The organism is Nocardioides acrostichi, assembly GCF_015319165.1.
In the GTDB taxonomy this organism is placed as follows: Bacteria; Actinomycetota; Actinomycetes; order Propionibacteriales; family Nocardioidaceae; genus Nocardioides; species Nocardioides acrostichi.
In genome coordinates this window covers 30,618-50,966 of sequence record NZ_JADIVZ010000001.1, presented here as the reverse complement: position 1 = coordinate 50,966, position 20,349 = coordinate 30,618, and the positions used below count along the sequence as shown (strand labels likewise).

Below are 20,349 nucleotides of genomic sequence, written 5' to 3'. Positions count from 1 at the left end.
GGCGCGGACTACTTCGCGGTGTGCGTGAGGCAGGACAGCACGAACTGGCTGCGCTTGACTCCGCTGTGGACGTACCACATCCAGTTGTTCGGCGTGGACACCTTGCTCGGGCAGATCTTCTGGGCCTTGTTCCGGGCCCGCGACACCGTGTAGCGCTTTGTGAGGACGCGGGCGTAGGTGACGCGGTAGGCGTGCTTGTTGCTGCACGCGGTGGCGGTGTACTTGCTGTTGGCGCAGAGAGTGAGGGAGTCGGGCATCGAGGCCTTCACCTTGGCGGGGCGCCGCTTGTCGGTGGTGGTGAGCTTGCGGCCGCCCCGAGCGATCCCGAGCTCGCAGCTGATCCAACGGGCCCCCTGGTCCTGCTGCGCCTGGGTCGGCACGAAGAAGTAGGCACGGTAGGCGGACTTGGCGTACGCCGGGTCGCCGTAGTGGCCTACGGCGTCCTTCGTCGCGGGATGGCACACGGAGTAGAAGTACTTCGTGAGCTCACCGTCCTCAGGGTCGAGCGACACGTCGGCGGGCAGCTTGTGCACGGCGAGGATCCACAAGGTGTGGTCCTGGGCGCAGCTGACCGTGTCGTCGGGGTTGGCCGGCTTGCCGGCGGTCGCACCCGTCGAGTCGTAGCACTGGCCGACCTCCGGGGCGCCGTACAGCGGGTCGTCGGCGGCGAAGGCCGGGGTCGAGGCGAACAGGGAGCCGGTGAGGCCGAGGAGAGCGACCCAGAGGCCGAGGAGGATGCGCACGAGAAACCACTTTCGCAAGAGACGCGGACGCTGAGTTCTATCTTTACTCGGGATCCTTTGGCAACTGTCTCGATGTCGGACCCGCTCCGCGATGACAATGGGAGAACCAACGAGCACAATCTGCTCAGGTAGCACGCGAACCGGCCGCTGAGGAGAGGGACCACCTCGCTCGACACCCCTGGGGAGATCCATCGTGAACGTCGTCCAGATGCCCGTGGACGCCGACGCGCGCCTGCTGAACCGGGCTTACGAGCTCGAGCAGATCGAGCGAGCGGTCTCCCAGGGAACCACGACCATGGTCAGTGGCGGCGCCGGAGTCGGCGTCACCACCACGCTCGGTGCGGCCGCGAGCCACGCCCGCGCGGCTGGACGCCGTGTGGTGACGATCGCGGCCAGCGCGTGGGCGCGCTCCAACATCTCCCAGCTCGAGCCGCTGCTGCTCCTGGTCGACGGCAGCGACCTGGTCGTCGTCGACGACGTGCACCGGCTCCAGCCACCCACCGTCGACGCGCTGGGTATGGCTCTCACCGACCTCGGTGCCACGTTGCTGGTCGGCACGCACGGCCAGGCCGGCAGCCTCTTCGAGCGGGCCGAGAACGAGCACGTCGGGCTGGCCGGCCTCGACCGCGCCGCCGTCGCGCTGCTGGTCTCAGAGGCGTTCGGACGCGAGATGGGTCCGAGCGACCCGCTGGTCGCCGCCTTCCACCGGGCCACGAACGGCCGCCCCTCGGCCCTGCGGGCCCACCTCGACGATCCCGACGTCCGCGAGGCCGTGTCGGGCATGCGCGTGCCCGACCCCGGCATGATCGTGCAGGCGGCCGCTCGCGTGCTGCCCGAGCGTGTACAGCACCAGGTCGCCCGACTCGACGGCGAGCAACAGATCGCGCTGGCCATCGTCGCCCTCGGCGGCGAGACGGTCCCGGCGAACCTGCTCGAGGTCGCGGCCGGCGTCGACCAGATGCGCGCCTGCGCCGAGATCGGTCTGCTGCGCCGCGCCGACTACGGCGGCTACCGGTTCCGCCAGGGATCCGTTCGCGAGATGATCACCATGTCGGTCGCGCCGCAGGTGCGCAGCGCCGCGTCCAAGCGCCTCGTCGAGGCCGCCGACGCCCTCGGCTACCACCTGCGCCCCTCCGAGATCGAGCGCTACGCCACCTGGTACTGAGGCCGACTCTCGCCGCTCAGAGATAGAGGCCGGTGTCGTCGCCGCCGACGCGGTCGGCCGCGACGGCGTGCACGTCGCGCTCACGCATGACGATGTAGACCTCCCCGTGTACCTCGACCTCCGACTTGTCGTCGGGCTCGAAGAGCACCCGGTCACCGGACTCCACCGACCGAGCGTGCGGGCCGACGGCGACCACGCGGGCCCACGCCAGGCGGCGGGCCCCCATCGCGGCCGTGGCAGGGATGACGATGCCGCCGGAGGACCGGCGCTCGCCGGCGTCGGCGTCGACCTCGACCATGACGCGGTCGTGCAGCATCTTGATGGGTGTCTTGTCTGACACGATCGACCTCGGCTCGATGACGACTGGCGCGGGCGTCAGCGGCTGAACTTGCGCAGGATCACCAGCGCGGCCACGGTGCCGACGACGATGCCGACCGTCTTGAGGATGGCCTCGGTGCGCGGCTCACCGGTCTCCGGGTCGACGTAGTGCGCCTTGATCGCCCACGCCTCCCGGTTCGCGATGGTCTTCGGGCTCGCCCGGTGGGCGAGCTGGTCGATGGTCGCGGCGAGACGCTCGCGCGCCTGCTCGATCTCGCGCTCGATCGCCTTCGGGTCGGTGCTCACACGGTCAACCTATCAACCCCGCGCCCCGCCGAGGGGGCGAGTGCCCGCCCCGAGGGCCGCGGCGGTCCGCGGGTCGAAGCCCCAGGGCAGTTCGAGCCGGTGCGCGGCCATGAGGGAGTCGTCGGTGAGGATCTCGATCGTGGCGTCGTCGGCCACCACCTGCCCCTGACTCAGCACCACCGCGCGAGGGCACAGCTCCAGGGCGTACGGCAGGTCGTGGGTGACCATCAGCACCGTCACGTCGAGGCTGCGCAGCACGTCGGCCAGTTCGCGCCGCGAGGCCGGGTCGAGATTCGACGACGGCTCGTCGAGCACCAGGATCTCCGGCTCCATCGCCAGCACGGTGGCCACCGCCACGCGGCGGCGCTGCCCGAACGAGAGGTGGTGGGGCGGACGATCGGCGAACTCGGCCATGCCGACCTGCTCCAGCGCGTGCTCGACGCGCCGGTCGAGAGCGGCGCCCTTGACGCCGAGGTTGGCGGGACCGAACGCGACGTCGGCACGCACCGTGCCCATGAACAGCTGGTCGTCGGGATCCTGGAACACCACCCCGACCCGCCGGCGCACCTCGGCCAGGTTCGCCCTCTCGACCGGCAGACCGCTGACGCGCACCGAGCCGGCAGCGTTGGCGTCGTCCAGACCGAGGATGCCGTTGAGATGCAGCACCAGGGTGGTCTTGCCGGCGCCGTTGGGGCCCAGCAGCGCAACCCTCTCGCCGGGATGCACGTGCAGGTCGACGCCGAACAGCGCTTGGTGGCCGTCGGGGTAGGCGAAGGCCAGCCCGGACACCTCGAGGACGGGTGTGCTCATCGGCGACTCCCGTGGATGTGCGCGTGCGCCGTCACCGGACGACGCGTGGCCTCGGTCGGGATCGACCCGGTGTACCCGCGCGCGAGCATGGCCAGGTGCACCCGCTCGCCGCGCTCGTAGGAGCGGATGAACAGTGCGCCGAAGGTGCGGGCCAGCACCGGCCACTGCCGCGGGTCACGGGCGGTGAAACCGCGTGACTCACGCGCCACCCTCATGCGCTGGAGCTCGTCGGTGACGACGTCGAGGTAGCGGATCATGAAGGCCATGATCTGCACGAGCTGCTGCGGCACCCGGAGCCGCTGGAGCCCGAGCAGCAGATCCTGCGGCTCGGTGGTCGCAGCGAGCAGCAGGCTGGCCAGCACACCGAGCGTGCCCTTGACCAGGAGGCCCCACGCCGCGAGGAGTCCGGGGCCGCTGACGGCCACACCGAGCACGTCGATGCGCTCACCCGTCGCGATGAAGGGGAGCAGCACCGCGAACACCACGAACGGGGTCTCGACGACGGCCCGCTTGAGCAGGTAGGTCACGGGCACGCGGGAGACGCCGATCGCCAGGGCGAGCACCACGGCGTGCACGCCGAAGGCCCAGAACCAGTGCGCCGGGGTCGCCACGACGAGCAGCACCCAGGCCACGAGCGCCAGGATCTTGGCGTGCGAGGGTGCCGAGTGCAACGGCGAGTGGGCGTGGAAGTGCAGCCGGTGCCCGTGGTCGGCGCCCACGCTCAGACCCGCTCGGAGTCCGGCGCGTCGGCCTCGGCGTCTGCCTCGCCGCCGTGCGGACGTCGGCGCACCAGCAGCATCACGCCCGAGCCCAGCGCGAGCACCACGAGCACGCCGGCCACGCCGGCGAGCCCGCCCGAGAGCCGGCCGTTGGCGACGCCGTCGGTCTGGTAGCCGGCCAGTGGGCTGCCGTCGCTCTCGTGCGTGGTCTCGGTCCGGGCGAAGCCCTGGTCCTCGGAGACCTTGGTGAGCCCGTCGGGAGTGCTGGCGGCATAGAAGCTCACGACCCCGGCGAGCACCAGGCTCACCAGCAAGATGGCGATCCAGACGCCCCGGTTGCTGAGCCCGCTGCGTCGTCCGGCGCTCACGAGGACGCTCCGCTCGTGGCCGCGGGTCGGATCTCGAGCTCGCGGGCCCGCAGGATACGACGGGCGCCGTAGACGAGGTCGGGTCGCACCGCGATGATGCTGCCGACCGCCAGCGCGGTGATGATGCCCTCGCCGATTCCGATGAGCAGGTGCACGCCGACCATGGCGGCTGCCAGCTTGTCGAGCGGGATGTCGGCGGTGCCGCCGACCGCGTAGAGGGCGGTGAACAGCAGCGCGGCCACCGGCACCGACACGAACGCGCCGAGGCCCGCCTGCACCGGCACGAGTGAGGTCCGCTTCGGCATGACGGCCTGGAGCCCGCGGAAGACGCACCAGCCGACGAGCACCGTGGAGAGCCCCATGAGGTCGATGTTGGTGCCGAGCGCGGTGATGCCGCCGTCGGCGAACAGCAGTGCCTGGACGACGAACACCACGCTGGTGCACAGGATCGCCGTCCACGGTCCGACGAGCACGGCGGCGATCGCGCCTCCGAGCAGGTGTCCGCTGGTCCCTGCCCCGACCGGGAAGTTCAGCATCTGGGTCGCGAAGACGAACGCCGCGACGAGTCCGGCCATGGGGGCGGTACGGTCGTCGAGTTCGCGCCGCGCCCCACGCAGTGCGAGCCCGATGGCACCGGCGGCCACGACACCGGTCGCGACCGAGGTGGGAGCGTCGAGGAAGCCGTTGGGTACGTGCATCCGCCCACCGTACGTTGTTGCAAGTCGATTGCAACAACTACCCGTTCGGGGGGGGCACCCCTCCCCGACCGACCGACAGCCCCAGACCCTCGAGAAGGAGCACCCGTGACCGACCAGGCCCGCCTCTCCCCCGGCGACACCGCACCCGACTTCACCCTCACCGACGACGCCGGTGCCGAGGTGTCGCTCGCAGGACTTCGCGGCGGCAAGGTGATCGTGTACTTCTACCCGGCCGCGATGACCCCGGGCTGCACCAAGCAGGCCTGCGACTTCACCGAGACCCTCGCCTCGTTCGAGGCGGAGGGCTACACGGTGCTCGGCATCTCGCCGGACAAGCCGGAGAAGCTCGCGCGGTTCCGCGAGAAGGAGACGCTGGGCATCACCCTGCTCTCCGACCCCGACAAGGCGGTCATGGGTGCCTACGGCGCGTTCGGCGAGAAGAAGATGTATGGCAAGGTCGTCCAAGGCGTCATCCGCTCCACCTTCGTGGTGGGTGAGGACGGCACCCTCACGCTCGCCCAGTACAACGTGAAGGCCACCGGCCACGTCGCCAAGCTCCGCCGCGACCTCGGCCTGGAGTAAACCGCGAGGGGCCGGGAATCGTCCCGCGAGGGGCCGCGAATCGTCCCGCGAGGGGCCGCGAATCGTCCCGCGAGGGGCCGCGAATCGTCCCGCGAGGGGTCAATCCGTGACGAGCCGGCCGTGCAGGTGCTCGTCGTGGTGGCAACCGTCGGGGTACTTCCACGACTGTCGGGTCGTGCCCTCCAGCACGAACCCGGCCTTGCGGGCCACCGCGCACGAGGCCTCGTTCTCGACGGCATGGAAGAGCTGCACTCGGTGCAGCCCCACCTGCTCCCAGCCGAATCGGGACGCCGCCAGCACGCCTGCGACCGCGACGCCGCGGCGGCGCGCCCAGGGCGCCGTCCCGTAGCCGAGCATGCCGGTGCCGTGATGGTGGTCGATGTCGAACAGCGACACCCAACCCAGCAGGGCGTCGGAAGCGGCATCGGCGACGACCCACGAGAGGTTGACGCCGCCCGACCAGTCGTTGCGTTGGGCGACCAGTCGCTCGACCGCGTCCTGCTCACTGGCCTGCGGGTTCCACCGAGCGATCTCGGGGTCACGGCACGTGCGCAGCAGGTCGTCGACGTCGTCGTCACGGTAGGGGCGCAGCACGAACTCCCCCGCCTCGACGCGCACGGGCTCGGTCACGAGGGGCATGGGGCGAGCCTAGGGGCGGCGACACCGAGCGGTGAGCTGTCAACCGAACCGCACCGGCGGGCGGCTGCTGACTCACCGCCCGGCCGGCTCGCCCGTGGCAGCCCGCTCTTCCTAGACTGCGCCCGGAGCCGAAGTGGTGGAATAGGCAGACACGCAGGTTTTAGGTACCTGTGCCCCAGGGCGTGCGGGTTCAAGTCCCGCCTTCGGCACTCCCCCTCCGGTCGGACGAGGCCCGAGCGGCTCAGCCGAGCCGTTCGGCCAGCAGCGGGGCGAGCTCCCGCAGGGCGCGGCCGCGGTGGCTGATGGCGTCCTTCTGCTCACGAGTCAGCTCGGCAGTGGTGAGTCCGGGAGCATCGGTGGCCTCGAAGAGCACGTCGTAGCCGAAGCCGCCGTCGCCGCGCACCTCGCGGATCACCCGGCCCGGCATCTCGCCGCGGACGACGAACTCGTCGCCGGCCGTCGGCCCCGTCACCACGGCCACCGCACACACGAAGCACCCACCGCGCCGATCGTCGGGCACGTCGTGCAACTGGTCGAGCAGCAGCTGGTTGTTGCGCTCGTCGCTCTTGGGGCGCCCCGACCACCGCGCCGACAGCACTCCCGGCATGCCGTTGAGGGCGTCGACGCACAGCCCGGAGTCGTCCGAGACCGACGGCAGGCCCGTCTCGGCGAAGCCGGCCCGCGCCTTGAGCAACGCGTTGCCCTCGAAGGTGGGCGCGTCCTCGACCGGCTCGTCGTAGGGCTCCACGTCATCGAGCCCGAGCACGGTCACGCCCGGCACGGACGCGGCGAGGATGCGCTGCATCTCGGCGATCTTGCCGGGGTTGCGCGAGGCGAGGAACAGCCGTGGGTCAGCCACGGATCACGAACCCAGCGCGTCGTTCTGCATGCGGGTGAGGTCGGCGCAGCCCTTGACCGCGAGGTCGAGCAGGGCGTTCAGCTCGGTGCGGTCGAACGCGGCGCCCTCGGCGGTGCCCTGCACCTCCACGAACGTGCCGTCACCGGTCATCACGACGTTCATGTCGGTCTCGGCGCGCACGTCCTCGACGTAGGGCAGGTCCAGGCGCGGGACGCCGTCGATGATGCCCACCGACACCGCGGCCACCGAACCGGTCAGCGGCTCACCCTTGATCGCGCCCGTCGAGCGCAGGTGCGCCACCGCGTCGGCCAGCGCCACGTAGGCGCCGGTGATGGCGGCGGTGCGAGTGCCGCCGTCGGCCTGCAGCACGTCGCAGTCGAGCTGGATGGTGTTCTCGCCGAGCGCCTTGTAGTCGATGACGGCGCGCAGGGAGCGGCCGATGAGCCGGCTGATCTCGTGCGTGCGGCCGCCGATGCGGCCCTTGACCGACTCGCGGTCCGAGCGGGTGTTCGTCGAGGCCGGGAGCATGGCGTACTCGGCCGTCACCCAGCCCAGCCCCGAGCCCTTGCGCCAGCGCGGAACGCCTTCGGAGGCCGACGCGGCGCACAGCACCTTGGTCTTGCCGAACTCCACCAGCACCGAGCCGGCGGCGTGGTCGAGCCAGTTGCGGGTGATCGTGATGGGGCGCAGCTCGTCGTCGGCGCGGCCGTCCTCACGGGGGGTGCCAGGTGCAGAAGTCATGCGCGCGACCCTACGCGGGGCGGCTGCCCGACCCGACCGGCCACCCGCTGCGCGGTGCGCGGGCGGACGTCGGTCCAGGCCATGCGCACCGCCCACGGCCCCAGGTCACGGGCGCGCCGCCCCATCCACGGCGCGCCTTCGGTGACCACCCAGTGCAGGTCGGTGCGCCACGAGGTGGGTAGCCCGCCGGCCACCTCGGTCGACGGCGGCTCGACGTCGAGCCCCTCGGCGCGCAGCTGGTCGGCGAAGGCGCGCGCGAAGAGCCGGTGCCCGGTCTCGGCCGGGTGCAACCGGTCGACGGACCAGAACGCGCGGTCGTGGACCTGCGGCCAGGTCGCGAGGTCGACCCGCAGGCCTCCGAACGTCGCGTGCACCTCGTCGTAGACGGCGTTGACCGCATCGAGGCGGGCGCGCAGCGGACGACGCAGCACGCCGGGCAGCCCCAGCACCCGGCCGTGGTCGTGGAAGCGCGCGGTCATCAGCAGCGCGCCGGCGTCGGTGAGCGTCTCGGCGGCGAGCATCAGATCGTCACGCAACCGCTGCGCGCTCCAGGTCGAACGCATCGTGTCGTTGACGCCCACGATGAGCGAGGCGAGGTCGGGGCGGTGTGCGACACCGTCAGCGAGCTGGTGGGCGACGACGCACCGGGCCGTCGCACCGCTCACGGCCAGGTTGCAGAACGACACGTCGTGGGTGCTGCCCAATGCATCCGAGAGCAGCCGGGCCCAGCCGCGCCAGCCGGTGGGCGAGAGGGATGGCGGCACGGGGTCGCCGATGCCGTAGGTGGTGGAGTCGCCGAGGGCCGCGAAACGCAGGTAGCGGGACACGACCCCAGGTTCCCTGCTGCGGGAACGCTGGGGTCGTGTGCGGCTGACGCGTCGGTGAGCGGTGGATGAACGCTCGGGCGGGGAGCGGCTACTTCACCTCGGCGCGGAGGATCCTGCGGATGCCGAACGCGAGCGGAACCACCAACCAGAGCACCCCGGAGACCAGGAGGTGGGCCCATTCCTCCCCCGTGTGGATCGACATGTCCTGCAGAGGGGTCTGGGCCCGCTGGAAGTCGATCCACTGGCTGGCGGAGTCGAACCAGCCGAGGTAGTACGACGCGATGCCGAACACGATCGGGATCCCCCACATGTAGACGAAGAAGACCACGATGGAGATGGGCGTGCTGAGGAACAACGTGGCCAAGGCGAAGCCGCTGAGCATCGCCAGGGTCTGCACCACGATGAACCCGAAGAAGTAGTTCCAGCCGAAGTCCCAGTCGGCGGGCCCGTTGAGCAGACCGAGCAGCAGGTTGCAGACGGCGCCGATGACGATCGCGACGCCGGCGGTGACGAGGGTCAGCACGAGGCCGACCACCGCTTTGGCTGCGATCACCAGCGGACGCCGCGGCTCGAGCGCGAACGTGACCATCGCCGTGCGCTGACCCCATTCCCCGGTGACGAGCATGATCCCGAGCACCGGGAGCAGGATCGAGGTGACGAAGGCGGCGACACCGACGAAGGCGCCGAAGTTCAGGCCGGCGTCGTCGTTGAACACACCGACCAGCAGCGTGATCACCTCGGCGACGGTGACCAGGATCGCGATGGTGGCGAGCAGCCAGAAACCGGCTCGCGTGTCGTAGGTCTTGCGCAGCTCGACGGCGACGAGCCGGCCGAACGGCACGGGCGCGGTGCCGGCGAGTTCGATCGTGGGGGCGGCGCTGGTCATCACTGCGCTCCGTTCGTGAGCTGGGCCTGCGGAGCAGGCGGTCGGGGCTGTTCGCGCTGGGTGTCGGCGGTCAGCTCGAGGAAGAGATCCTCGAGGCCCGCCGTCCCCTCGCGCAGATCGGTGAGCACGACACGGGCGTCGAGGGCGGCGCGCCCCACGGCGGCGGTGTCGCAGTTGACCCGGATCCCCTCTCCGGCCGGTTCCGGGGCGAAGCCGGCGGCCTGGAGGGCCCGGGCCAGGGCGTCGTTGTCGAGCGAGGTCACCAGCGAGCTCGCGGCCTGACCCGCCAGCAGGGACTTCTTGTCACCCTGGGCGACGATGCGCCCCTGACCGATGAGGATCATCTCGTCGGCGATCAGCTCCACCTCGTTGAGCAGGTGGCTGGAGAGCAGCACCGTTCCCCCGCGGTCGGCATAGCTCTTGAGCAGCGAGCGCATCCACCGGATGCCGGCGGGGTCGAGGCCGTTCGCGGGCTCGTCGAGGATGAGCACCGACGGGTCGCCCAGCAGTGCGTGGGCGATGCCGAGGCGCTGCTTCATGCCGAGCGAGTACTTGCCCAGGCGGCGCTTCGCCTCACTCTCGCTCAGCGACACGAGCGCCAGCATCTCCTCGACCCGCGACATCGGCAGACCCATCGTCTTGGCCCCGAGCGTCAGGATCTCGCGGCCCGTGCGGCCGGCGTGCTGGGCCGAGGCGTCGAGGAGCACGCCCACGTGTCGGCCGGGGTTCGGGATCGCCCGGTAGTCGTGACCGCCGATGGTGATGCGCCCCCGGCTCGCCGGCGTGAGCCCGACCATGGCGCGCATGGTCGTGGTCTTGCCCGCCCCGTTGGGACCGAGGAAACCGGTCACCTGGCCGGGTCGGGCCGTGAACGTGACGTCGTCGACGGCGGTGAACCCACCGTAGGTCTTCGTGAAGCCCTCCACACTGATCATGGGCACCACTGTGCCGCACAGCACCCACACAGGTCACCGGACTTACCGCTCGAGACACCCCCGACCTTGGTAGGGGGCCGGACGGCGCCACAGAGCCCCGCGTCGCTCCCCCCGCATCCTCGCGTCGCCGTACGCTGCGACTCGTGCAGACGACGCCGCCGGTCGAGCCGCCGCCGCTGACCCGCTGGGGTCACGCGTGGCGGCTACTGGTGATGCTCGCACTCAGCGCGACCGTCTGGGGCTCGCTGGCCCGGTGGCAGCTCGCCAAGGATCCGTGGTGGACCGTCAGCGACATCGCGCTGGGCGTGGCCAGTTTCGTCCTCGTGCACTACCGGCGGCGCTGGCCGGTTCCGGTGGCGTTGCTGACCGCGGCAGTGGCGGGCGTCTCCGGCACGGCAGCCGGCCCGGCTGTGCTCGCTGCTGTGTCGATGTCGACCCGCCGGCGGTGGCGCGAGATCGCGCAGCTGAGCGTCGTCACCGTCATCGCGACGAGCGCTTGGACGACGCTGACCCTGCCGACGCAGACCGCTCCGCTGTGGGGGTTGCTCGGACTCAACACCCTCGCCACCGGCGCAACCGTCGGTTGGGGCATGTACCTCGGTTCGCGCCGCGAACTCGTCTGGGCACTGCGGCAGCGAGCCGAGCGCGCCGAGGCCGAACAGGAACTCCGCGCGGCCCAGTCGCGCAGTAACGAACGGGCCCGCATCGCACGCGAGATGCACGACGTGCTGGCGCACCGCATCAGCCGCATCGCCATGCAGGCTGGCGCCCTCGGCTATCGCGACGACCTCGACATGGAGCAGATGCGCGCCGGCACCGCCGTCATCAAGGACCAAGCCCATGAGGCGTTGACCGAGTTGCGAGCCGTGCTCGGGGTGCTGCGAGACGCCGACGGCGCGGTGCTCGACGCACCTCTGCCGACGTATACCGATTTGCCCGACCTGGTGGCGCAGGCGAGGGAGTCGGGTCTCCGCGTCGAGTTCGTCGACGGTCTGGTCGATGCCGACCCACCACCCGACACCGTGGGCCGCGCCCTCTACCGCGTCGTGCAGGAGGCACTCACCAACGCCGCCAAGCATGCGCCGGGCGCGACCGTCGTCGTCGAGCTCGACGGCGACGTGGACCGGGGCGTGACGCTGCGGGTGCGCAATCCGCTCGGGTTCGCGCGCACCCGGACCCCTGGAGCCCGACTGGGGCTGATCGGGCTCACCGAGCGGGCCGAGCAGCGCGGCGGCCGTCTCGAGCACGGCGTGCGCGGCGACGAGTTCGTGCTGAGCGGGTGGCTTCCGTGGGCGGCGTGAGCCCCCCGACGCGGGTGCTGGTCGTCGACGACGACCCGCTGGTGCGGTCGGCGTTGGGTCTCATGCTCGGTGGCGCGACCGACCTGGAGATCGTCGGCGAGGCTCCTGACGGCCACGCCGCGCTGCGCTGCGTCGGCGACCTGCGCCCCGACGTCGTCTTGATGGACATCCGCATGCCCGTGCTCAACGGACTCGAGGCGACCCGCCTGCTCCACGAGCAGGCTTCCCCGCCGCGGGTCATCGTGCTCACCACCTTCGACGCCGACGACAACGTGCTCGACGCCATCGCGGCCGGCGCCGACGGCTTCCTGCTCAAGGACACGCCGCCCGAGCAGATCGTGGAGGCCGTGCGGGCCGTGGCCGCCGGCGACCCGATGCTCTCAGCGAGCGCCACGCGCGCCGTCCTCGACCGGTTGCGCGGGACCGGCGTTGACGACCGGCAGGCGCAGGCCGAGGAACGTCTGGCCGGGCTCACCGAGCGCGAGCGCGACGTCGCGCTCGCTGTCGGGCGCGGGCTCTCCAACGCCGAGATCGCCCGTGAGCTGTTCCTTTCCGTGCCCACGGTCAAGGCGCACGTGAGCCGGGTCTTCGAGAAGCTCGGCGTCACCAACCGCGTGCAGATCGCCATCTGCGTGCACGACGCCGGGCTGACCTGAGCCTGCCTGGCACACACGTGGCAGGTCAGTTGAAAACTGGCGGCAGGTCAGTTGAAAACTGGCGGCAGGTCAGTTGAAAACTGGCGGCAGGTCGGCGTCAGAGGGTGAGGGTCAGGCCGGGGACGGCGCGGAGGATCTCGCCGGTGAAGTGCGGCTCGGCCTCGCGGACGGCGTCCGCGGGGTCGTACCAGGGCGGCACGTGGGTGAGCACCAGCCGGGCCGCGCCCGAGCGCTGCGCCGAGCGGGCGGCGTCGGCACCCGTGCAGTGCAGCGAGGGCGGGTTGTCGACGCCCTCGCGGAACGAGGCCTCGCACAGCAGCACGTCGGCGCCGACGGCGAGCCGGTCGAGCCCCTCGCACGGACCGGTGTCACCGCTGTACGCGACGGTGCGAGCGCCCACCGTGACCCGGATGCCGTACGCCTCGACGGGGTGGTCGACCGGGATCGCGTCGATCTCGAACGGGCCGATGCGCACCGGCTGCGAGGCGGGGCGGTCCGGCCAGGTGCGGAACGCCATCTCCTCGTGCATGCCCGACGCCGGGTCGAGCCCGTAGGCCCGGGCCAGCCGGTCATCGGTGCCGGCCGGGCCCCACACCGGGATCCGCGGGGCCGGGCCGTCGGGGTGGTACTTCAACAGCACGTAGAGGCCGCAGAGGTCGAGGCAGTGGTCGGCGTGCAGGTGGCTGAGCAGGATGCCGTCGAGCGTGCGCGGGTCGGCGTGGTGGTGCAGCGCCCCGAGTGCCCCGGACCCCAGGTCGAGCAGCACCCGCCAGGTGCGCGATCCGCTGCCGTCGTCGTGCTCGGCCTCGAGCAGGTAGCACGACGCCGGCGAATCCGGACCGGGGTAGGAGCCGGAGCAGCCGACGACGACCAGCCGTAGGCCGGGGGCGCCCATGATCAGCGCACCGCCATGAGTCCGGTCGCGGCGACCATCTCGGGGCCGAGGAAGCGTCGCCCGATCGCCGTGAACTCCTCAGGTGCACCGGTGGTGAGGAAGGTGTAGGTGGGGGTGCCGTCGGCCCGCATGAGAGCGGTGCGCACCAGCATCTTGTAGACGTCCTTCGCGCACTCCTCGGCCGAGGAGACCAGCGTGACGGCATCGCCCATGACGTAGGAGATGACGCCGGTGAGCAGCGGGTAGTGCGTGCAGCCGAGGATCAGGGTGTCGACACCCGCCTCGACCAGCGGGGCGAGGTAGGCGTGCGCCGCCTCGAGGAGTTCGTCGCCCCCGGTGACGCCCGCCTCGACGAACTCGACGAACCGCGGGCACACGCTGGTGACGAGCTCGACCTGCGGTGCGGCGGCGAAGGCGTCGTCGTAGGCCATCGACTCGGCGGTGGAGCGGGTGCAGATGACCCCGATGCGGCCCGTCGCGCTCGCCGCGACCGCACGCCGGGTGGCCGGGAAGATCACCTCGACCACCGGCACGTCGTAGCGCTCGCGGGCGTCGCGCAGCATCGCCGCGCTCGCGGAGTTGCAGGCGATGACCAGCGCCTTGACGCCCTGCTCGACGAGGTGGTCGAGGCACTCCAGCGCGAAGTCGCGCACCTCGCCGATCGGGCGCGGCCCGTACGGCTGCCGCGCGGTGTCGCCCAGGTAGAGGATCGACTCGTGCGGCAGCTGGTCGATGACCGACCGCGTCACGGTGAGTCCGCCGAAGCCGGAGTCGAAGATGCCGATCGGCGCGTCGACGTCCGAGGTGGTCGCGGTCGAGACGTCGGGCACGGGTTCAGGCTACCCACAGCCGGACCCCGAGCGGGTTACCGTGCCGAGGTGACCCGACTCCCCCTACGTCCCCGGCTCCCCCGCCTCGTGGCCGCGGGCGCGCTCGCCCTGGGCCTGGTCCTGGGCACGGGCGCCGCCTGCGCCGGATCGGACGAGCCACCTTCGACGTCCGCCGGCCAGCAGTCGGCCCGGCACGCGGGTCGGCAGGCCCCCCCACTCGACAGCCAGCTCGACAGCCAGCTCGACAGCCAGCTCGACAGCCAGCGGCTGGTGCTCGCGATCTCGGTCGACGGGTTGCGTTCGTCGGTGTTCCGCGAGATCGGGTGGAAGGATCTTCCGGGGTTCCGCGCCCTACGCAAGGACGGCGCGTCGACGCTCAACGCCCGCACGGAGTACGAGAAGACGCTGACCCTCCCCGACCACACCAGCATGCTCACGAGCCGTCGGGTGGACGCCGACCACGGCGGTCACGGCGTCACGTGGGACATCGACAAGCCGAAGATGACCGTGCAGAAGGCCGCCGGCCACCCGGTGGGGTCGGTGTTCAGCGACGTGCACGCGGCCGACGGCACGACGGCACTGTTCACCTCCAAGCCCAAGTTCTCGCTGTTCTCCCGCTCCTGGCCGAAGGGAATCGACCGCTACACGGTCGAGGAGAACAACGGCAAGCTCGTGCGCAAGGCTCGCGCCGACCTGCGTCAGGCCTCACGCAGCTTCACGTTCTTGCACCTCTCCGCGCCCGACGTCGCGGGGCACGCCCACGGCTGGGGCTCGCAGGAGTACCTCGACGCGGTGCAGCGGGTCGACGGCTGGCTGACCGCGATCGAGCAGACCATCGCGAACAAGCCGAAGCTGCGCAAGCACCTCACGCTCGTGCTCACTGCCGATCACGGCGGCGCGGGCGACGGCCACGCCGACGCCACGAAGCTGGCCGACTACAAGATCCCGTTCTTCGTCTGGGGGCACGGCGTGGGCACCGGTGACCTCTACGACCTCAACGACGCCTACGCAGACCCCGGCACCCAGCGCCCCGGCTACGCGAAGACCAAGCAGCCGATCCGCAACGGCGTCGTCGCGAACCTCTCCCTCGGCCTGCTCGGACTCTCCTCGATCAACGGCTCGGGCATCGACGCCGGCCAGGATCTGGTGCTGGAGTAGCCCCTGAGTCCGCTGGGCAGGTGGCCGGCGTCGCAGCCGCCGGGTGCCTAGCCGTGCACCCGGTCCTGCTCGGTGCGCAGCGGCCAGGGATTGAACCGGCACCCGTCGCGACCCTTCGACTGCTGCATCATCACCGGCGCCAGCCGGCCGGGCCCCGAGCAGCCCGCATGACCGAGTCCGAGCCGATGGCCCAGCTCGTGGTTGACGACCATGTGGCGGTAGTCGCGCAGGGAACGGCCGGCTGCGTTCCAGGCCGGGGAGGCGTGGTTCCAGCGCTCGGTGTTGATGATCACGTAGCGCCCCACGCGGCACGACCACTGTGCGGAGCAGCCGGAGGAGAAGGCCGCCACCTGACCCGGCGTGGCCAGCACCAGAAGGAAGTCGCCGCCCTGCGCGACGCGCGACGTCGCGACCCCGGCCCCGCGCCAGCCGCGCGGGTCGTCCATGGTCTGCTGCGCGAGCCGCGCGAACTCCTTCACCCCGCTGACGGCGCCGCGCGTCTCGACCCGGTAGGTGAGGTGCCGGTTCACGTCGTACCGATGCCTGACGGGCTCGGTCGTCTCGGTGGTCGCCACGCCCCGGGTGTAGCCCGGCGCGGTGGCGACGACCCGCACGCTCAGCCGGTGGCCGACGTCCGGCACCATGATCGGGTGCCGCTGCGCGCGCTGACCGCGGATCCTCGCGCCGTCACGCAGCCACCGGAACGTCACCTGGGTCGGTGGCGTCGCCCAGCGGCCGCGCGTGACGTCGACGGCGTGGGTGAACCTGAGGTCGCCGCGCACGTGCGGCGCGGTGCGCACGGTCATGGGCGAGCGCCGGACGGCGCTCGTCGGCGCCGACTCGACGGCCAGGTGGTGCCCGTCGGCGTCCGCCGCGATCACGCGCACCGAGATCCGGTGGCGCAGGTCGTCGAGACGCAGCCGATAGGTCTCGTCGCGAGTACCGGCGCCCCGGATCGGCTCACCGTCGCGCAGCCAGCGGTAGGCGAAGGTGAGCTCGTCGCTGGTGCCGTCGTCGGTGGTCCAGGCTCCGCGCTTGGCGCGCAGGAGCTCGTCGAAGCGCGCCGGACCGCCCGCGAGACTCGGGGCGACGGTGTTGGCGATGGGGTCCGGATCCGCCGTGGGCGTGGCCGTCGCGGTCGGGCTGGCCGTCGCGGTGGGACTGGGTGTCGCGGTGGGCTCGTCGGCGAGCACCGGGGAGGCCGTCGCGAGCACGAGCAGCAGGGCGCTCAGGCCCAGAGCTGACCCTCGAGCCTGTCCTCGGCCTCGTCGACGGTGCCCTCGTAGGCACCCGTGGAGAGGTACTTCCAGCCGCCGTCGCATACGACGAAGGCTATGTCAGCCGGCTCACCGGCCTTGATCGCTTTGGCGGCCTGGCCGAGGGCCGCGTGCAGGATCGCGCCGGTCGAGATGCCCGCGAAGATGCCCTCGCGATCCAACAGCTCGCGCACTCTGCGCACCGCGTCGCGCGGGCCCACGGAGAACCGGGAGTCGATGAGTTCGGGGTCGTAGAGCTCGGGCACGAAGCCTTCGTCCATGTTGCGCAGGCCGTAGACGAGCTCGCCGTAACGCGGCTCGGCGGCCACGATCTTCACCTCCGGCTTGGCGGCGCGGAAGTAGCGGCTCACGCCCATGAGCGTGCCGGTGGTGCCGAGGCCGGCCACGAAGTGCGTGATCGAGGGCAGGTCGGCCAGCAGCTCCGGGCCGGTGCCCTCCTCGTGCGCGAGCGCGTTGGCCGCGTTGCCGTACTGGTAGAGCATCACCCAGTCGGGGTGCTCATCGAAGACGCGCTTCGCGACGCGCACGGCCTCGTTCGAGCCGCCCGCGGCAGGCGAGGAGATGATCTCGGCACCCCACATCCGAAGCAGCTGGCGGCGCTCCTCGGAGGTGTTCTCCGGCATGACGCACACGATCCGGTAGCCCTTGAGCTTGGCCGCCATCGCCAGGGAGATGCCCGTGTTGCCCGACGTCGGCTCCAGGATCGTGCAGCCCGGCCGCAGGGTGCCGTCCTTCTCGGCCTCCTCGATCATCTTCAGCGCGGGGCGGTCCTTGATCGAGCCCGTGGGGTTGCGGTCCTCGAGTTTCGCCCACAGCCGCACGTCGGTACTCGGGGAGAGGCCGGGCAGGCCCACGAGGGGCGTGTTGCCGACCGAGGAGAGCAGGGAGTCGTAGCGCATGGGTGCCGGGTCAGCGCAGGAAGTAGTCGGGGTCGAAGTCGGCGAGCGGGATGATGCGCACCCGCGGCAGCTCGGCGTTGAAGGCGCGCACGTCGTACTCGAGGTCGAACTGCTCGACACCGTCCATCACCAGCTGGGTGCTGGTGAACTCCCTGAAGCCGAGCTGGGCGACGCGACGTCCGTCGAGCAGCGCGGCGATGTGCTCGGCGAAGTCGGCGTCGTGGCTGCCGAGCACGACGTCGGCGTCCGGGCGGTCGCGCAGCGCGTCGAGCGTGCGCTGGATGCCGATGTCGACGACCTTCTCCTCGGCACTGCCCGACAGCGGGATCGGCCGGTAGTCGAGGGCGAGCAGGGCCTGCACGAACGACGTCGGCATCGCCCCGTGCGAGGCGTTGAGGAAGAACAGCCCGGTGACGGGCTGCTCCCACTGCTGTTCGATGAACGCGCTCACACGCTCCCAGCGCGGCCGCTCCTCGGGGTGCGGGCGACGCCCGAGCACCGAGGAGCCCAGGGTGGCGTCGAGGTTCTCGCCGTCGAGGAGGACGAACGTGCGGCGCTGGGTCATCGGGTCAGTTCGAGCCGCCCGCAACGGCGGGCAGGACCACGACCTGGTCGCCGTCGGAGAGCTCGGCCTCGAGGCTGCCCATGAAGCGGACGTCCTCGTCGTTGATGTAGACGTTCACGAACCGGCGCAGCGTGTCGGCGCCGTTCTTGTCCTCGATGAGGCGCTCCTTGATGCCCGGGTGGTTGGCCTCGAGGTCGTCGATGAGCGCGGCGAGGCTGGCGCCCTCTGCGGTGACGGCCTTCTCGCCACCGGTGTAGGTGCGCAGGATGGTCGGGATCCGGACCTCGATGGACATGGTGCTCCTTTGATCTGTTCTGATCGGGCGTCTTGGACGTGCGGTGCTCAGGGGGCCGGGCGGGCCGGGACGACGGAGATCTCCTCCTCGGTGACCTCACCGTCGACGATGCTGTAGGACCGGAACTCGATCGGAGCGTCGTTATTCCCGTCGCCCGTCTCGTCGCGGGCCTCGGCCCAGTGCCGGGTGCTCACCAGCACGTAGTGGGCGTTCGGCTCGCTGGCCAGGCCGATGTCGGTGCGGCTGGGGTAGGCCTCGGTGGCGGTGTGGGAGTGGTAGACGACCACCGGCTCCTCGTCGTTGGCCCACATCTGCTTGTAGAGGTCGAGCAGCTCGGCGGAGTCGAACTCGTAGAACGTGGGGCTGCCGGCGGCGTTGACCATCTCGACCAGCCGCTCGGGGCGGTCGGAGCCCTCGGGGCCCGCCACGATGCCGCAGCACTCGTCGGGGTGATCCCGCTTGGCGTGCGCGACGATGGCGTCGTAGGTCGCCTGGTCGATGGTCAGCACGCACGCCAGCGTAGGGGCACCCGCCATCCGGCCCCTCATCTGCCCGCGTGCCGGACACCCGTCGGCTCGGGTGTGGTCGCCGCGGCTGGGGTAGTCGGGTTCCGTAGAGGGGTTCGAGGGTGGGTCACACCTGGATACCGAACCGGACTACCCCGCCTCGCAGCTCTGCTCGACGCGATCGAGATCGGATCCGCCGGCCACCAGGGCGTCGCGCAACTGCTGGCCCAGCACCCGGTCGGCGGTGTCGACCTGGTCGGTGCCGTCGTCGACGAGATACTGATCGAGCATGGCCAGGCCCTCGCGTTGGCGGTCGAGGTACTCGCGGCTGTCGGGGGCGAGGTCGGTCATGTGCTCGACCTCGGCGCACGCTCGTTCGATGATCTCGGGCCGCCCGCCGCAGCCGGTGAGGACGCCGCCGCTCACCGCCGCGAGCGCGAGCAGGGTCGCGAGCCGAGACGTCGAGACGCGCAGGGTCATCGGCTCATCGCCCCCACGAGGGTCTCCTGGAGGTAGCCGAGCCACTGATAGATGTCGAAGGCCTGAGCCTGCGGGTCGTCGTCGGGCAGCGCGAGCCACCGGTCCTCGTCGTCGTCCTCGATGCCCAGCCGGGTCGCGAGCGCGAGTCGCAGGTCGGTGAGGGAGCGCATCCAGATCAGGCCCGCCTGCTGGTCGAGCTCGACGTCGATGACGAGGCTCTCGTCGGTGAGCTCGGCCGGCAGCCCGGCCTCCTCGAGGGTGTCGATGATGCACGCGGCGCCGGCGGCCTTGCCCTCGCGCAGCGAGCCCTCCGTGAACCGGCGGAACTCGCCGGCGGCCTCGTCGTCGTCGCTGTAGGCGTCGGGCAGCAGCCGCTGGAGCACGGGATCCTCTGGCGGCGTCGTGGGACCACTGAAGTCGAGCAGCGCCTCGAGCGGGTCGCGGTCGGCATCGGGCACGGCGGCCTCGTGACGCAGCAGCTCGACGAGCTGGCCGGCCAGGGAGCGCAACAGGTCGGCCTCGAACCCGGAGAACGTCGCGATCGCGCGACCGCTGCGCCGGTGCAGGGTGAAGGCACTCATCGAGACACCTCAGTCGTCCTTGGCCATGGTGGCCCAGAGGCCGTACTCGTGCATCGCCTGCACGTCGCGCTCCATCTCCTCGCGGGTACCGGTCGACACCACGGAGCGGCCGTCCTCGTGCACCTCCATCATCAGCTTCTCCGCCTTCTTCTTCGGGTAGCCGAAGTACTGGCGGAACACGAAGGTGACGTACGACATGAGGTTCACCGGGTCGTTCCACACGATCGTCACCCACGGGGTCGCGGGGGCGACGAGCTCGTCTGCGGAGAGGTCCGGCTCGACCTCCATCGGTGCGGTGGACACGGCCTCC

General features: G+C 71.2%; 28 protein-coding genes and 1 tRNA gene. 6 read left to right on the top strand and 23 right to left on the bottom strand.

Features of this window, described 5'->3' with window-relative positions; all coding sequences use genetic code 11:
* Positions 1-8 precede the first annotated feature (8 nt).
* Positions 9-743, bottom strand: coding sequence for a septum formation family protein (locus tag ISG29_RS00285; protein WP_194501382.1), 735 nt, complete (start codon positions 741-743; stop codon positions 9-11).
* A gap of 193 nt (positions 744-936) precedes the next feature.
* Between ISG29_RS00285 and ISG29_RS00280 the strand changes: the two genes are divergently transcribed.
* Positions 937-1,908: a hypothetical protein gene (locus ISG29_RS00280; RefSeq protein WP_194501381.1), complete on the top strand. Its 972-nt coding sequence runs from the start codon at positions 937-939 to the stop codon at positions 1,906-1,908.
* 16 nt (positions 1,909-1,924) lie between these two features.
* On the opposite strand, the gene ISG29_RS00275 is transcribed toward ISG29_RS00280, so the two are convergent.
* Genes ISG29_RS00275 through ISG29_RS00250 form a run of 6 tightly spaced genes read right to left on the bottom strand, consistent with a single transcriptional unit; the run spans position 1,925 to position 5,127 of the window.
* Positions 1,925-2,248: a GroES family chaperonin gene (locus tag ISG29_RS00275; protein WP_456237952.1), complete on the bottom strand. Its 324-nt coding sequence runs from the start codon at positions 2,246-2,248 to the stop codon at positions 1,925-1,927.
* A gap of 35 nt (positions 2,249-2,283) precedes the next feature.
* A complete protein-coding gene (locus tag ISG29_RS00270) occupies positions 2,284-2,532 on the bottom strand; it encodes a DUF3618 domain-containing protein (protein ID WP_194501380.1) in 249 nt (82 codons plus the stop codon).
* Between the two features lie 12 nt (positions 2,533-2,544).
* Positions 2,545-3,342: an energy-coupling factor ABC transporter ATP-binding protein gene (locus ISG29_RS00265; RefSeq protein WP_194501379.1), complete on the bottom strand. Its 798-nt coding sequence runs from the start codon at positions 3,340-3,342 to the stop codon at positions 2,545-2,547.
* Positions 3,339-4,061 carry a cobalt ECF transporter T component CbiQ gene (gene cbiQ / locus ISG29_RS00260; RefSeq protein ID WP_194501378.1) on the bottom strand — a complete coding sequence of 241 codons (723 nt, stop codon included), beginning with the start codon at positions 4,059-4,061 and terminating at the stop codon, positions 3,339-3,341. Before cbiQ ends, ISG29_RS00265 begins: the two co-directional genes overlap by 4 nt.
* 2 nt (positions 4,062-4,063) lie before the next feature.
* Entirely contained in the window at positions 4,064-4,429 is a 366-nt protein-coding gene (locus ISG29_RS00255; protein WP_328827312.1) for a PDGLE domain-containing protein, read from the bottom strand.
* Positions 4,426-5,127, bottom strand: coding sequence for an energy-coupling factor ABC transporter permease (locus ISG29_RS00250; protein ID WP_194501377.1), 702 nt, complete (start codon positions 5,125-5,127; stop codon positions 4,426-4,428). Before ISG29_RS00250 ends, ISG29_RS00255 begins: the two co-directional genes overlap by 4 nt.
* Before the next feature lie 105 nt (positions 5,128-5,232).
* Between ISG29_RS00250 and bcp the strand changes: the two genes are divergently transcribed.
* Entirely contained in the window at positions 5,233-5,709 is a 477-nt protein-coding gene (gene bcp, locus ISG29_RS00245; protein ID WP_194501376.1) for a thioredoxin-dependent thiol peroxidase, read from the top strand.
* Positions 5,710-5,808: 99 nt separating this feature from the next.
* Here the strand turns inward: bcp and ISG29_RS00240 are convergent, their stop codons facing one another.
* The gene (locus ISG29_RS00240) at positions 5,809-6,348 is read right to left on the bottom strand and encodes a GNAT family N-acetyltransferase (protein ID WP_194501375.1); all 540 of its coding nucleotides are present in this window, start codon (positions 6,346-6,348) and stop codon (positions 5,809-5,811) included.
* Positions 6,349-6,475: 127 nt separating this feature from the next.
* On the opposite strand from ISG29_RS00240, the gene ISG29_RS00235 reads away from it, so the two are divergent.
* A tRNA-Leu gene (locus ISG29_RS00235) sits at positions 6,476-6,557 on the top strand.
* A gap of 32 nt (positions 6,558-6,589) precedes the next feature.
* On the opposite strand, the gene ISG29_RS00230 is transcribed toward ISG29_RS00235, so the two are convergent.
* The 5 genes from ISG29_RS00230 to ISG29_RS00210 all read right to left on the bottom strand — a co-directional run bounded on the left by ISG29_RS00230 (position 6,590) and on the right by ISG29_RS00210 (position 10,596).
* The gene (locus ISG29_RS00230; protein ID WP_328827307.1) at positions 6,590-7,207 is read right to left on the bottom strand and encodes a non-canonical purine NTP pyrophosphatase; all 618 of its coding nucleotides are present in this window, start codon (positions 7,205-7,207) and stop codon (positions 6,590-6,592) included.
* Positions 7,208-7,210: 3 nt separating this feature from the next.
* On the bottom strand, positions 7,211-7,948 hold the full coding sequence (gene rph / locus ISG29_RS00225; protein ID WP_194501374.1) for a ribonuclease PH: 738 nt from the start codon (positions 7,946-7,948) through the stop codon (positions 7,211-7,213).
* Positions 7,945-8,775, bottom strand: coding sequence for an SGNH/GDSL hydrolase family protein (locus ISG29_RS00220; RefSeq protein WP_194501373.1), 831 nt, complete (start codon positions 8,773-8,775; stop codon positions 7,945-7,947). The genes rph and ISG29_RS00220 overlap by 4 nt, the downstream gene beginning before the upstream one ends.
* Before the next feature lie 88 nt (positions 8,776-8,863).
* Complete coding sequence (locus ISG29_RS00215; protein ID WP_194501372.1) at positions 8,864-9,661, bottom strand: ABC-2 transporter permease; 798 nt, start codon at positions 9,659-9,661, stop codon at positions 8,864-8,866.
* On the bottom strand, positions 9,661-10,596 hold the full coding sequence (locus ISG29_RS00210; protein WP_194501371.1) for an ABC transporter ATP-binding protein: 936 nt from the start codon (positions 10,594-10,596) through the stop codon (positions 9,661-9,663). The genes ISG29_RS00215 and ISG29_RS00210 overlap by 1 nt, the downstream gene beginning before the upstream one ends.
* A gap of 143 nt (positions 10,597-10,739) precedes the next feature.
* Here ISG29_RS00210 and ISG29_RS00205 point away from each other — a divergent pair, with 143 nt between their 5' ends.
* The gene (locus tag ISG29_RS00205; RefSeq protein ID WP_328827301.1) at positions 10,740-11,897 is read left to right on the top strand and encodes a sensor histidine kinase; all 1,158 of its coding nucleotides are present in this window, start codon (positions 10,740-10,742) and stop codon (positions 11,895-11,897) included.
* A complete protein-coding gene (locus ISG29_RS00200; RefSeq protein WP_194501370.1) occupies positions 11,894-12,553 on the top strand; it encodes a response regulator in 660 nt (219 codons plus the stop codon). Before ISG29_RS00205 ends, ISG29_RS00200 begins: the two co-directional genes overlap by 4 nt.
* 97 nt (positions 12,554-12,650) lie before the next feature.
* Here ISG29_RS00200 and ISG29_RS00195 read toward each other — a convergent pair whose 3' ends face one another.
* On the bottom strand, positions 12,651-13,448 hold the full coding sequence (locus ISG29_RS00195; protein ID WP_194501369.1) for an MBL fold metallo-hydrolase: 798 nt from the start codon (positions 13,446-13,448) through the stop codon (positions 12,651-12,653).
* 2 nt (positions 13,449-13,450) lie between these two features.
* Entirely contained in the window at positions 13,451-14,278 is an 828-nt protein-coding gene (murI, locus tag ISG29_RS00190; RefSeq protein ID WP_194501368.1) for a glutamate racemase, read from the bottom strand.
* 48 nt (positions 14,279-14,326) lie between these two features.
* On the opposite strand from murI, the gene ISG29_RS00185 reads away from it, so the two are divergent.
* On the top strand, positions 14,327-15,436 hold the full coding sequence (locus tag ISG29_RS00185) for an alkaline phosphatase family protein (RefSeq protein ID WP_194501367.1): 1,110 nt from the start codon (positions 14,327-14,329) through the stop codon (positions 15,434-15,436).
* A gap of 47 nt (positions 15,437-15,483) precedes the next feature.
* Here the strand turns inward: ISG29_RS00185 and ISG29_RS21440 are convergent, their stop codons facing one another.
* The 8 genes from ISG29_RS21440 to clpS form a co-directional block, all read right to left on the bottom strand.
* Positions 15,484-16,650, bottom strand: a complete 1,167-nt coding sequence (locus ISG29_RS21440; RefSeq protein ID WP_194501366.1) for a DUF3152 domain-containing protein — start codon at positions 16,648-16,650, stop codon at positions 15,484-15,486.
* A 14-nt stretch (positions 16,651-16,664) separates the two neighbouring features.
* Positions 16,665-17,612, bottom strand: coding sequence for a PLP-dependent cysteine synthase family protein (locus tag ISG29_RS00175; RefSeq protein ID WP_194501365.1), 948 nt, complete (start codon positions 17,610-17,612; stop codon positions 16,665-16,667).
* Between the two features lie 10 nt (positions 17,613-17,622).
* Positions 17,623-18,177 (bottom strand): NYN domain-containing protein, encoded by a 555-nt coding sequence (locus tag ISG29_RS00170; protein ID WP_194501364.1) that lies wholly within the window; start codon positions 18,175-18,177, stop codon positions 17,623-17,625.
* Between the two features lie 4 nt (positions 18,178-18,181).
* The gene (locus ISG29_RS00165) at positions 18,182-18,472 is read right to left on the bottom strand and encodes a MoaD/ThiS family protein (RefSeq protein WP_194501363.1); all 291 of its coding nucleotides are present in this window, start codon (positions 18,470-18,472) and stop codon (positions 18,182-18,184) included.
* A 47-nt stretch (positions 18,473-18,519) separates the two neighbouring features.
* Complete coding sequence (locus ISG29_RS00160) at positions 18,520-18,981, bottom strand: M67 family metallopeptidase (RefSeq protein WP_328827296.1); 462 nt, start codon at positions 18,979-18,981, stop codon at positions 18,520-18,522.
* Positions 18,982-19,128: 147 nt separating this feature from the next.
* Positions 19,129-19,458, bottom strand: coding sequence for a hypothetical protein (locus ISG29_RS00155; protein WP_194501361.1), 330 nt, complete (start codon positions 19,456-19,458; stop codon positions 19,129-19,131).
* A complete protein-coding gene (locus ISG29_RS00150) occupies positions 19,455-20,039 on the bottom strand; it encodes a DUF2017 domain-containing protein (protein WP_194501360.1) in 585 nt (194 codons plus the stop codon). Before ISG29_RS00150 ends, ISG29_RS00155 begins: the two co-directional genes overlap by 4 nt.
* Positions 20,040-20,048: 9 nt before the next feature.
* On the bottom strand, positions 20,049-20,327 hold the full coding sequence (clpS, locus tag ISG29_RS00145) for an ATP-dependent Clp protease adapter ClpS (protein ID WP_194502178.1): 279 nt from the start codon (positions 20,325-20,327) through the stop codon (positions 20,049-20,051).
* Between the last annotated feature and the right edge of the window lie 22 nt (positions 20,328-20,349).